This window comes from Ruegeria sp. L12 (assembly GCF_056531745.1).
On sequence record NZ_JBQFMH010000009.1, the window covers coordinates 151,071 to 163,658 of the forward strand.

Below are 12,588 nucleotides of genomic sequence, written 5' to 3' on the forward strand. Positions count from 1 at the left end.
CCTTTCAGCGGGGGCGGTGGATATGGGCGCTCTGCACGATACCGAAGGCGGCCATCAGCACCAGCATGGCCGAGCCGCCATAGCTGACCATCGGCAGCGGCACGCCGACCACCGGGGCGAGCCCCATGACCATCGACATGTTGACGGCAAAGAACAGGAAGAAGTTAAGCGCAATGCCCAGCGTCACCAGGGACGAGAACCGATCCTTGGTCGACAGCGCCGTGACCATGCAGAAGATCAGGATCATGGCATAAAGGATCAGAAGGGTGATACCGCCGACAAATCCGAACTCTTCGGCCAGCGTGGTAAAGATGAAGTCGGTGTGTTTTTCCGGCAGGAAGTTCAGCCGCGATTGCGTGCCCTGCATGAAGCCGCGCCCGTTCCAGCCGCCCGAACCCAGCGCAATCTTGGACTGCGTGATGTGATAGCCCGCCCCCAGCGGATCGGTCGAAGGATCGAGAAACGTATCGATGCGGCGGAACTGATAATCCTTGAGCAACTGCCAATCCGTCCCGCGGCTGTTGAACACAGTGGCAATCAGGCCGACGCCCGCCGCGATGACGGCGGCGAAATAGGCCCAGTGGACACCGGCCAGAAACATCAGACCCCCACCAGCGGCCAGCAGCAGGATCGAGGTGCCAAGGTCGGGCTGCCGCAGCACCATGAAAGTCGGGATCAGGATCAGAAGGACCGGAATGATCACCCAGAGCGGGCGTGACGTCTTATGGGCGGGCAACCAGTCGTAATAGGCGGCCAGCACCATCACCAGCGCCACTTTCATCACCTCGGAAGGCTGCAAGCGCATGAACCCCAGATCGATCCAGCGCTGCGCACCCATGCCGATGGTGCCAAACAGCTCGACCACGACAAGCAGCCCGATTGAGCCGAGATAGGCCACAACCGACATGTTGCGCCAGAACCAGATCGGCACCAGCGCGATGATGAACATCGCTGCCAAACCCAGTCCGAACCGCTCCATCTGTGGTTCGGCCCATGGCGTCCACGATCCACCCGCCACCGAGAAAAGCATCAGGAAACCTGCGCTTGCCACACTGATCAGCAACAGGGTTAGCGGCCAGTTCATGTAAAGGAACTTGCGGAATCCCGAAGGCGTGGATTTGACGGCATATTCAAGATAGCTCATGCGCGGTCCTTTGCGTCAGGACGCGCTTTGGGGCGGCGGTCGCCCTCAAGCCGTTTTTGCTGTTCCTTGATGCGCTCACGATCACCGGCCGGATACGCCTCGAGCGGCGGCGTGCCGTTATAAAGCGCCTGCAACATGATATCGCGCGCCACCGGTGCGGCCGCCTTCGAGCCGCCGCCGCCATGTTCCACCACCACAGCCACGGCGTATTTCGGGTTGTCATATGGTGCGAAGCTGACGAACAGCGCGTGGTCGCGACGTTCCCAGGGCAGGTCCTCGTTGCGGATTACGCCTGCGGCACGTTCGGCCTTGGTGATATTGCGCACCTGACTGGTGCCGGTCTTGCCCGCCATGCGAAATTCATCGGCGATGATGCGGCTGCGATAGGCCGTGCCGCGCCGGTCGTTCGAGACCGTGAACATGGCCCGGCGCACCTGTTCCAGATTGTTTTGATTTATCGCCAGCGGCTCACCTGCGCCCGAGGGCTGTTCGACCCCGTTGATCGAACGAACGAGGCGCGGCTTGATTTCCCGACCGGTTGCCAGCCGTGCCGTCATCACCGCCAGTTGCAGGGGCGAAGCCAGCATGAACCCCTGACCGATCGACGCGTTCGCGGTGTCACCGACCAGCCAGTCCTGCCCGTGCACCCGCTGTTTCCACTGCTGATTGGGGGCCAGACCCGCCGCCACGGCTGACATCGGGATGTCATGCTTGACACCCAGTCCGAAGGTGCGGGCCATCTCGGATATCTTGTCGATGCCAACGCGCAGGGCCACGTCATAGTAATAGACATCGCAACTGCGCTTCAGCGACAATTCCAGATCTACCGTTCCATGTCCGCCGCGTTTCCAGCAATGGAACCGTCGGCTTCCGACCTTCAGGAAGCCGGGGCAATAAACCGTGTTTGACGGCCCGATTACTCCAGCCTCAAGCGCCGCAAGGGCAGTGATCATCTTGAAGGTCGAACCGGGCGGATAGGTGCCCTGCACCGTCTTGTTGGCCAGCGGGCGGTATTTGTCATTGGTCAGCGTGCGGTAATCGGCCACCGAGATGCCGCGCACAAAGAGGTTCGGATCAAAGCTCGGGGCCGAACTGATGGCGCGGATATCGCCGGTTTCGCAGTCGATCACGACGGCTGCGGCGCTTTCCCCGGCCAGCCGGGCCTGCGCGTATTGCTGCAGATCGGCATCGACCGAGAGCTGCAGATCGGCCCCGGTTGTGCCCTCCTGTCGGTCAAGCTCGCGCATCACGCGGCCCGTGGCGTTCACCTCGACCCGTTTTGCACCAGCCTTGCCGCGCAGGCTGGTTTCCTGCTTGGCCTCAAGGCCCACCTTGCCGATCTGAAAACGCGGTATCAGCAGCACCGGCTCGGGGTCTTCGATCTGGCTGAGGTCATAATCGCTGACCGGGCCGACATATCCCACCACATGGGCAAAATCCTCATACCGGGGATATTGCCGGGTCGATCCCACCTCGGGCGTGACACCGGGCAGCGCGGGGGCGTTGACGGCAACCTTCGAGATATCCTCCCACGTCACCTGATCGGCCAGCGTGACCGGCAGGAACGGGGCCGAGCGGCGCATTTCGGTTTTCGCACGCTCAATCTCATCCTCGGTCAGGGGGATCAGGTCGGACAGCTTGGCAATGACCTTGTCAATATCGCCCGCATCCTCGCGCACCATCACGATGCGATATGAGGGCGTGTTCTGCCCGATGATCTGCCCGTTGCGGTCATAGATCCGCCCGCGCGTCGGCGGGATCAGGCGGATGTTGATGCGGTTTTCTTCGGCCAGCAGACGGTATTCATCGGCCTGATCCACCTGCATGAACCGCATCCGGGCGGCCAGGCCACCGATGAATACAGCCTGCAACCCGCCCAAAACCAGCGCCCGGCGCGGCAGGCGCTTATAGGCAAGGCCTTTTGACTTGGGCTTGCGCTGCTTCATGTCCGCACCCCGCCAGTGGTTGTGCTGTCAGTGACGGATTTGCGACGCACGCCAAACGCGCTCTGACTGAGCAGAACGATCACGGGGTATGCCATAATTGTCAGCATGACTTGAATCACCACGGGTCCCAGCGCGGCCTGTTGCACCGACAGAATACCAAGAATGACCCGGTTGAGCATAAAAACTGCCGTGATCACCGCGCCCACCGTGGTCCATTCGCTAACAAAGCCGCCATCCCGCATCCCCGGTGCAGCGGAACGCAGATAGGCGGCACCCAAAATCACCAACGCGGCCAGCAGCCCCGGCGGGCGTTGCAGCAGCAGATCTGCCATCAGCATCACAAACGCAATCGACAGGATCGGAACGTATTCGGGGCGGCGCAGCACCCAGGCATAGGTCAGCGCAATCAACAACTCGGGAAACGGCCACCGATCGGGCTGGCTGTCCAGCGGCAGCAGGTGCAGAAACATCACCAACGTCGCAATCGCCATGTAGAGGCCCCGTTTCACCCAGAGTTGCGAGGCCGGCCTATCCATCCGTCGCCTCCTGCGGTGTCAGCGCGGCAGCGGGCTGTCGCGGGCCAACGATGCCGCCGGGATCCTGTATCGGCTGGGCGGATTGGAACCGCAGCACCCGCAGAAACTCGAGCCGTTCGAAATCGGCCGACAGGCGCACCCGCAGCCTGCCGCCCGGATCGACCGCAATCTGACCGATCAGCAATCCGCCGGGGAACACGCCGCCATCGCCCGATGTCACGACGCGATCACCGGGGCGGACAAGTTCGCGGTTTTCGAGAAACTCGACCAGAGGCGAGGGGCTGTTGTCCCCTGTAATCAGCGCAGTCTGGCCCGAGGGCTGAATGGTCGCCGGAATGGCGCTTGAGGCATCGGTCAGCAGGATTACTCGCGCCGTGTCCGGTCCGACGCCCGAGATGCGACCGACCACGCCGATCCCGTCCATCGTCGCCCAGCCATCGACGATTCCGTCACGCTCACCCACATTCAGCAGCACCGATTGCCGAAACGGAGAGCCACTATCGGCCATCACCACGCCCGTCACATAGGTTAGCCGGGGATCAAGCCGCACATTGTTGAGGTCCAGCAGGCGGGCGTTTTCCTGTTCCAACTGCAGCGCCGCCTCTTTCCAGGCGCGCATCAGGCGCAGTTCGCTGCGCAACTCCTGATTCTGTTCGCTGAGGCGCTGGTAGCTTTGGAAATCCCGCACCAGATTGACGCCGGCAGTGACCGGCACCATCGCCCATTCCATCGAGGGCACCACCTTGTCCACCACCTGCGCGCGGAACCGCTCGACCCGTGGGCTGTCGATGCGCCAGACCAGAAAGATCGCCAGCAGGCACAGCACCACGATCCCCAACAGCAATCGGCGCAGGGGTGTCGTGTATTCGTCGCGCTGTGATCGGTCCTTTGCCACAGGTAACCTTCCCGTGCTGCTCGTGCCCGAGTTCTCACCCGTTCAGGGTGCGCGCCTTAGCTGTCGTAGTCAATCGCGTGGCGCAGTTGTTTTTCGTATTCCAGCGCCTTGCCGGTGCCCAAAGCCACACAATTCAGGCTTTCATCGGCAATCGACACGGCCAGTCCGGTCTGCTCGCGCAGCGCCAGATCCAGATCGCCCAGCAGCGCGCCGCCGCCGGTCAGCATCACGCCGCGATCCACGATATCTGCGGCCAGATCGGGCGGCGTGGTTTCCAGCGCGGTCATCACCGCCTCGCAAATCTGCTGGACGGGTTCGGACAGGGCCTCGGCAACCTGTGCCTGACTGATCTCGATTTCCTTCGGCACACCGTTCAGCAGGTCGCGACCCCTGATATGCATCGACTGGCCACGGCCATCGTCGGGCATCCGGGCGGTGCCGATGGTGGTCTTGATGCGCTCGGCGGTGGATTCACCCACCAACAGGTTCTGCTGACGACGCAGATACGAGATGATCGCCTCGTCCATACGGTCTCCACCCACACGGACCGAGCGGGCATAGACGATGTCGCCCAGCGACAGAACCGCAACCTCGGTGGTGCCGCCGCCGATATCGACGACCATGTTGCCGGTCGGGTCGGTGATGGGCATGCCTGCGCCAATCGCGGCTGCAATCGGTTCGGCAATCAGGCCCGCGCGCCGCGCGCCTGCGGACAGAACCGACTGACGGATTGCGCGCTTTTCAACCGGTGTCGCACCATGCGGGACGCAGACGATGATCTTGGGCTTCGAGAAGGTCGAGCGTTTGTGCACCTTGCGGATGAAATGCTTGATCATCTCTTCGGCGGTGTCGAAATCGGCAATCACACCCTCGCGCATCGGCCGGATCGCTTCGATGGAACCGGGCGTGCGGCCCAGCATCAGCTTGGCGTCTTCGCCGACGGCCAGAACCTTTTTGACGCCATCCTTGACGTGATAGGCCACAACCGAGGGTTCCGACAGGATCACACCGCGTCCTTTGACATAAACCAGCGTGTTCGCTGTCCCGAGGTCAATTGCCATGTCCGCTGAGAACAGGCCGCCCAGATTGCCAAAGATGCCCATATTTCACTGATCCCGTTTGTCAGAATTTCCACTGCCCGCGACTCGACGGTTCCGGGACGGATGCCTTATAGGGTGCCAACTCGCCCGGTTAAAGGGCTGATTCCGCGACAATCAGCACCTTTCCGCCTTATTGCTAGGGACTTTAGAAGGCAAAATGCTCTCATATCAACACATTTACCACGCTGGAAATCTGGCTGATGTGCAAAAGCACGCATTATTGGCATGGGTGCTGCAGTATCTGACCCGTAAGGACAAGCCGATCAGCTATATCGAGACGCATTCCGGACGCGGCCTGTATCATCTTGACGCAGCCGAAGCTGTCCGGACCGGTGAAGCCGCAGTCGGGATCGCGCGGGCTCAGCGCGAGAGGTGGTTTGACGCCGATCATCCAATGGCGCGGGTGCTGGAGACGGTACAAACCCGCCATGGCGCGGCGGCTTATCCCGGTTCGCCGTTGATCGCGGCCAATCTGCTGCGGGAACAGGACGGTCTGCATTTCGCGGAATTGCATCCGCAGGAATATACGGCGCTTTCATTGGCATTGTCGCCCTACGGGTCAAAGGTTTATCAGCAGGATGGGTTCGAACTGGCGCATTCCCTGCTGCCGCCGATACCGCGACGCGGAATGATGCTGATCGACCCCAGCTATGAAGTGAAAGCGGATTATGATCGTCTGCCGGGGCTGATCGCCAAGCTGCATCGCAAGTGGAATGTCGGGGTGATCGCTCTGTGGTATCCGATATTGACCGATGGTCGCCATCGTCCAATGGTCTCGGCGCTGAAATCCGCAGCCTATCCAAAGACGATTTGTCACGAAGTGACTTTTCCCCCGGCGCGCGAAGGGCACAGGATGGTCGGATCGGGCATGTTCATACTGAATGCACCCTTTGGGATTGAAGAGGAAACGGGCCGCCTGTCAAAGCTGTTCGCACAGCTCTGAGAAAGCGCTTCACTACAAGCCGGAAGACCTCCCGCCACGTTTGCCAGCATCAGAGATGCCGTCAAACGTGTTGGGCCCGGGAGCGCGCCGCAGGCGCCCTGCCGGTCCCAAAGCCGCAAGGGGGTTCGGCGAAGCCGGACACCCGCGGGTGCGGGAGCCTTTCGCCTTGCCCCTAAATCAGGTCAGGTCCTTGTAGCTGATCTCACGCGTGTCTGCGCCAGGACCGGCCTTTTCACGGCGCATGATCAGACGGTTCAGGGCGTGGATATAAGCTTTGGCCGAGGCAACGACCGTATCGGTGTTTGCAGATTGCCCGGTGGCGATCATGCCATCTTCTTCCAGACGAACGGAAACCGTGGCCTGCGCGTCGGTTCCTTCGGTCACCGCATGAACCTGATACAGCTGCAGATGCGCTTCGTTTGGATAAAGCGCGCGGATCGCCTTGAAAGTCGCGTCGACGGGGCCGTCCCCATGTTCGGTCGCGATCACGTCTTTGCCGTCAACTTCCAGCTCGACCGTTGATTCCGCCTGACCTCCGGTGCCGCAGGTGACCTTCATCGAGACCAGTTGCAGGTGGTCGTTGGTTTCGTCATCGTCCAGCGTCATCAACGCGATCAGGTCATCGTCGAAGACCTCTTTCTTGCGGTCGGCCAGATCCTTGAACCGCACGAAGATGTCCTTGAGCTGGTTGTCGCCCACCTCATAGCCCAGCGTTTCCAGCTTGTCGCGCAACGCAGCACGGCCCGAGTGCTTGCCCAGCGGCAGCGAGGTGCCGGACAGGCCAATATCCTCGGGGCGCATGATCTCGAAATTCTCGCGGTTCTTCAGCATCCCGTCCTGATGGATGCCGCTTTCATGGGCGAATGCGTTCTTGCCGACGATGGCCTTGTTGAACTGAACCGGGAAACCCGCCACAGTCGCCACCCGGCGCGAGATATGCATGATCTTGGTGGTGTCGATGCCCGTGTGCCATGGCATGATGTCGTTGCGCGTGCGCAGCGCCATTACCACCTCTTCCAATGCGGTGTTGCCTGCGCGCTCACCCAGCCCGTTGATGGTGCATTCGATCTGCCGCGCACCCCCGGCTACAGCCGCCAGAGAGTTCGCTGTCGCCATGCCGAGATCGTTGTGGCAATGGGTGGCAAACACCACCTCATCCGCGCCCGGCACAGTTTCGATCAGACGCTTGATCAGATCGGCGCTTTCTACCGGCGCGGTATAGCCCACGGTGTCGGGGATGTTGATCGTGGTTGCGCCCGCCTTGATTGCAATCTCGATCACGCGGCACAGGTAATCCCATTCCGTCCGGGTCGCATCCATCGGCGACCACTGCACGTTTTCACACAGATTGCGCGCGTGGCTGACCGTTTCGTGAATCTTGTCGGCCATCTCGTCCATGGTCAGGTTCGGAATGGCCCGGTGCAGCGGCGAGGTGCCGATGAAGGTGTGAATGCGGTTCTTGCCGGCGTGTTTCACCGCCTCCCAGCAGCGGTCGATATCGGCGAAATTGGCACGGGCCAGACCGCAGATGCGGCTGTTCTTCGAACGCTCGGCGATCTCGGACACCGCCTTGAAATCCCCCTCGGAGGCGATGGGAAACCCGGCTTCGATAATGTCGACGCCCATTTCGTCCAGCAGCTCGGCAATTTCCAGCTTTTCGTCATGGGTCATGGTGGCGCCGGGGCTCTGCTCGCCGTCGCGCAAAGTGGTATCGAAGATCAAGACGCGGTCTTGGTCGGTCACGTTGGTCATGGGGTACTCTTTCTTCTTCTGTCCTAAAGCCTATGGCGCGCGGGCGTCCTCCTCTGAGCGGGCGCGCCGGATGGCACGCTCAGAGGCGGATTAGGATCAGTAGGCCACGCAGCGATGCACCGCGCAGGGCGGTGTCGGCAAAAAGGATATCTGCGCGGTTGATCATGGGGTTGAGCTTATACAGCGCAGGTGGCGAATGAAAAGAAGGAATTTCAGTTGCGGCGAAATTTGGGCGCGCGGTTGATGGGGTGCAGTTTCCGCCTAGCTCTTGCGGCATGGAAAACGCACTAATTATCGGTGCTTCGGGTGGGATTGGCTGCGCCCTGAAGCGACGCCTGCAGGGACAGGGTGTTCAGGTCACCTGTCTGTCCCGCTCCGTGGATGGGTTTGACCTGACCCGGCCCGATGTAGTGGAGCATATGTTGTGCGGGCTTTCCGGCCCGTTCGATCTGATCCTGATTGCCTCGGGCGCGTTAGAGGTCGAAGGCGCGGTCCCTGAGAAATCCATGCGGTCGGTCTCGGCACAGGCGATGATGGATCAGTTCGCCCTGAATGCGGTTGGCCCGGCATTGGTTTTGCGTCACGCACAAAGACTTCTGCCGCGAGATCGCCCGGCGGCCATCGCGGTGTTGTCCGCGCGCGTGGGCTCCATCGGAGACAATCGGCTGGGCGGCTGGGTTAGCTATCGCGCGGCCAAGGCTGCGGTGAATCAAATCGTTCACACGGCGGCGATTGAACTGGCGCGGACCCACAAACACGCCCTGTGCGTCGCCTTACATCCCGGAACAGTCAAAACCGCCTTTACCGAGAAATATCTGGGCCGACATCCCGCCGTCGCCCCTGAGGACGCCGCAGGCAATCTGCTGGCCGTGATTGACGCGCTGACACCGGACGAGACGGGCGGGTTCTATGATTGGGCCGGGAACCCGGTGCCCTGGTAGCTGCAATCAGCCGTCGTTCGTGCCCGTTTCGGCCGGGTCTGACGCGGGTTCCGCTGCCTCGGGTTCTGTCGCAGGCGCATCCGGTTCAGACGGTGTCTCGGCTTCGCTTGCCAACGCGTCATTGTCCCAGACACCCGTTTCAACCTCTCCACCGGCATAGCGCATCGTGCCGTCGCCGTGACGCTTGTTGTCTAGGAAGTTGCCCTCATAGACATCACCGGTCTCATAGGTTGCGGTGCCGAAACCGTTGATCTTCCCATCCGCCCATGCCCCGGTATAGCTGAACCCACCGGGACGGGTCAGCGTACCCTGGCCCTGACGCTTTCCATTTTCGAATTCGCCCTCATAGGTGATGCCATCCGGGAAGGTGGCTTTGCCCGTGCCATGCCGGACGCCATCGACCCAATCGCCGTCGTATTGATAGCCGTTGGCAAATGTCAGTACGCCTTTGCCGTGGCTGCGGGCGTTTCTGAACTGGCCTTTGTATATGGTGCCGTTGGGATAGGTCGCGGTGCCGGAACCTTCGAATATGCCCGCCACCCAGTCGCCGTCATAGACGGTGCCATTCGGATAGGTCGTGCGCCCTTTCCCGTGCGGCAGATCATCCTGAAAATCCCCGATATAGACCGAGCCGTCTGCATAGGTCACTTCACCCAGACCCTGAATCTGGCCGTTTTGCCATTCGCCGGTATAGCGAAAGCCGTCGGTGCCGGTGAAGGTTCCTTGCCCATTGCGCATGTCATCGGCGAAATTGCCCTCGTAAACCGCGCCGTTGGCATGGGTGACCTTGCCTTCACCCTGTCGCCGTCCGTTGGCCAGCGTGCCTTCGTAGACATCCCCGTTGGCATAAACCAGACGACCGGAACCGGTCATCGTATCCTCGACCCAGCCACCGGAATACGAGAACCCGTCGGCCATGTTCTGGGTTCCGGTTCCATGACGCTGTCCGTTCTTGATGCCACCTTCATAGGTACTGCCATCGGCATAAGTGATTTTGGCCGCGCCCTCTTTCCGGCCCTCGATCCAGTCGCCGTCATAGACATAGCCGTCTGGACCAGTCAGCACGCCCTTGCCGTGGCGCTTGGCATTCTCGAAGCCGCCGTCATAGCGCATGCCGTTGGTGTATTCGGCGATACCTGCGCCGTTAATTGCACCCTCGGACCAGTCACCTTCGTAGCTGCGTCCGTCGGCATAGGTGATCTTGCCCCGGCCTTCCGGCCGACCTTTGACGAAACCGCCCTCATACACCGCGCCGTTGGTATAGCGGGCGATGCCCCGGCCCTGAATCTCGCCTTCGACCCATTCGCCGGAATATTCGAACCCGTTGGGCAGCCGATAGGTGCCGGTTCCGTGCCGCAAGCCGTTCTCGAACGTTCCCTCATACACGCCGCCCACATCGTCATCCGCGACGACGACCTGACCGCTTTGCTGCGCCAGCGCGGCCTGCGCCATCAGGGACAAGGTTGCTGCGGCAATGGAAATGCGGAATGCGTTCATGATCGTGCCTGCCTGCGGGGTATCTTGGTTGTTGGTCCGCGGCAAAACTAGGATACCGCCGGGGACAGAGCAACGGCTTTTGCCGCATTTGCCTTTTACTTGCGCTGTGATCTGCTAAATCCCTGAAAGACTGACGCAGGCAAGAGGGCAAGATGGCCGATCGTTTCCGTATCACTCTGGCGCAGCTGAACCCGACCGTTGGGGATATCGACGGCAATGCGGCCAAGGCCGCCGCCGCATGGGCCGAAGGGCGCGATGCGCAGGCCGATCTGGTGGCGCTGCCCGAGATGTTCATTACCGGGTACAACACTCAGGATCTGGTGATGAAGCCGGTGTTTCACCGGGCAGCGATGGCGGCGGTCGAGGCGCTGTCCGAACAATGCGCCAATGGTCCTGCGCTGGCTATTGGTGGTCCCTGGGTTGAAGATGGCAAGCTCTATAACGCTTACCTGATCCTCAAGGGCGGTCGGATTGTCAGCAAGGTTCTGAAACATCACCTGCCGAATGAGACGGTCTTTGACGAGGTCCGCCTGTATGATGCAGGTCCTCTGGGCGGGCCCTATGCGGTCGGCAATATCCGTATCGGCAGCCCGATCTGCGAGGATGGCTGGCACGAGGACGTGGCCGAAACGCTTGAAGAAACCGGCGCCGAGTTTCTGCTGATCCCCAATGGCTCGCCCTATTTCCGCGACAAGTACGATATCCGGCTGAACCACATGGTCTCGCGCGTGGTCGAGACCGGATTGCCGCTGATCTATCTGAATATGGTCGGTGGTCAGGATGATCAGATCTTCGACGGCGCTACGTTCGGCCTGAACCCGGGCGGAGAGCTGGCGTTCCGGATGCCGGTCTTCGACGAGGTGGTGCAGCATATCGACCTGATGCGGGGCGACGACGGCTGGCAGATCGCTGCGGGCGAGATCGTGCCGCAACCGGACGCATGGGAGCAGGACTATCGCGCCATGGTGCAATCGCTGCGCGACTATATGGCCAAGACGGGGTTCAGGAAGGCGGTTCTGGGCCTGTCGGGTGGCATCGACTCGGCACTTGTTGCGACCATCGCGGTGGATGCCATCGGGGCTGATAACGTGCGCTGTGTAATGTTGCCGTCGGAATATACCAGCCAAAGCTCATTGGACGATGCCGAGGCGGTCGCGCAGGCGTTGGGCGTGCATTACGACTTTGTGCCGATTTCGCAGGGGCGGGCCGCGGTGACCGAAACTTTGGCCCCGCTGTTCGAAGGGCGCGATGAAGACCTGACCGAAGAGAATATTCAGTCTCGACTGCGCGGGCTGTTGCTGATGGCGATCTCGAACAAGTTTGGCGAGATGCTGCTGACCACCGGAAACAAGTCCGAGGTCGCGGTGGGTTATGCCACGATCTATGGCGACATGAATGGCGGCTATAACCCGATCAAGGACCTGTACAAAACCCGCGTTTTCGAAACCTGCCGCTGGCGCAATGCCAATCACCGCGATTGGATGATGGGACCGCAGGGCGAGGTCATTCGCCCTTCGGTCATCGACAAGCCGCCCAGTGCGGAACTGCGCGAAGATCAGAAGGACAGCGACAGCCTGCCCGACTATCCGGTGCTGGATGCGATTCTGGATATTCTGGTGGATCAGGATGGCTCGGTCGCCGATTGTGTGGCCGCCGGCTTCGATGAGGCCGAGGCGCGGCGGGTGGAGCATCTGATCTACATCAGCGAATACAAGCGCTTCCAATCTGCGCCGGGCACCCGGCTGACGCCGCGCGCTTTCTGGCTGGACCGGCGTTACCCCATCGTGAATCACTGGCGCGACCGGGGCCAGAGGCCTTAAGCACCCTATCGTTT

10 protein-coding genes are annotated in these 12,588 nt (G+C 61.1%); 3 read left to right on the forward strand and 7 right to left on the reverse strand.

Annotation, left to right across the window (positions count from 1 at the left end):
• Positions 1-4: 4 nt before the first annotated feature.
• The 5 genes from rodA to ACR0K9_RS15330 are packed head-to-tail and all read right to left on the reverse strand — an operon-like array spanning position 5 to position 5,624.
• Positions 5-1,144, reverse strand: a complete 1,140-nt coding sequence (gene rodA / locus ACR0K9_RS15310) for a rod shape-determining protein RodA (protein ID WP_480824444.1) — start codon at positions 1,142-1,144, stop codon at positions 5-7.
• A complete protein-coding gene (gene mrdA, locus ACR0K9_RS15315; protein WP_480824446.1) occupies positions 1,141-3,090 on the reverse strand; it encodes a penicillin-binding protein 2 in 1,950 nt (649 codons plus the stop codon). The genes rodA and mrdA overlap by 4 nt, the downstream gene beginning before the upstream one ends.
• The gene (locus tag ACR0K9_RS15320; RefSeq protein ID WP_480824448.1) at positions 3,087-3,626 is read right to left on the reverse strand and encodes a rod shape-determining protein MreD; all 540 of its coding nucleotides are present in this window, start codon (positions 3,624-3,626) and stop codon (positions 3,087-3,089) included. The genes mrdA and ACR0K9_RS15320 overlap by 4 nt, the downstream gene beginning before the upstream one ends.
• Positions 3,619-4,521: a rod shape-determining protein MreC gene (gene mreC, locus ACR0K9_RS15325; RefSeq protein WP_480824450.1), complete on the reverse strand. Its 903-nt coding sequence runs from the start codon at positions 4,519-4,521 to the stop codon at positions 3,619-3,621. The genes ACR0K9_RS15320 and mreC overlap by 8 nt, the downstream gene beginning before the upstream one ends.
• Before the next feature lie 56 nt (positions 4,522-4,577).
• Positions 4,578-5,624, reverse strand: coding sequence for a rod shape-determining protein (locus ACR0K9_RS15330; RefSeq protein ID WP_480471919.1), 1,047 nt, complete (start codon positions 5,622-5,624; stop codon positions 4,578-4,580).
• A gap of 154 nt (positions 5,625-5,778) precedes the next feature.
• Between ACR0K9_RS15330 and ACR0K9_RS15335 the strand changes: the two genes are divergently transcribed.
• Positions 5,779-6,564: a 23S rRNA (adenine(2030)-N(6))-methyltransferase RlmJ gene (locus tag ACR0K9_RS15335; RefSeq protein WP_480824452.1), complete on the forward strand. Its 786-nt coding sequence runs from the start codon at positions 5,779-5,781 to the stop codon at positions 6,562-6,564.
• 177 nt (positions 6,565-6,741) lie between these two features.
• Here the strand turns inward: ACR0K9_RS15335 and ACR0K9_RS15340 are convergent, their stop codons facing one another.
• On the reverse strand, positions 6,742-8,316 hold the full coding sequence (locus ACR0K9_RS15340) for a 2-isopropylmalate synthase (RefSeq protein ID WP_480824454.1): 1,575 nt from the start codon (positions 8,314-8,316) through the stop codon (positions 6,742-6,744).
• Positions 8,317-8,591: 275 nt separating this feature from the next.
• Here ACR0K9_RS15340 and ACR0K9_RS15345 point away from each other — a divergent pair, with 275 nt between their 5' ends.
• Complete coding sequence (locus tag ACR0K9_RS15345; protein ID WP_480824456.1) at positions 8,592-9,257, forward strand: SDR family NAD(P)-dependent oxidoreductase; 666 nt, start codon at positions 8,592-8,594, stop codon at positions 9,255-9,257.
• 6 nt (positions 9,258-9,263) lie between these two features.
• Here the strand turns inward: ACR0K9_RS15345 and ACR0K9_RS15350 are convergent, their stop codons facing one another.
• Positions 9,264-10,754 carry an MORN repeat-containing protein gene (locus ACR0K9_RS15350; RefSeq protein ID WP_480824458.1) on the reverse strand — a complete coding sequence of 497 codons (1,491 nt, stop codon included), beginning with the start codon at positions 10,752-10,754 and terminating at the stop codon, positions 9,264-9,266.
• A gap of 152 nt (positions 10,755-10,906) precedes the next feature.
• On the opposite strand from ACR0K9_RS15350, the gene ACR0K9_RS15355 reads away from it, so the two are divergent.
• Positions 10,907-12,574, forward strand: a complete 1,668-nt coding sequence (locus ACR0K9_RS15355) for an NAD+ synthase (protein WP_480824460.1) — start codon at positions 10,907-10,909, stop codon at positions 12,572-12,574.
• The last annotated feature ends 14 nt before the right edge of the window (positions 12,575-12,588 follow it).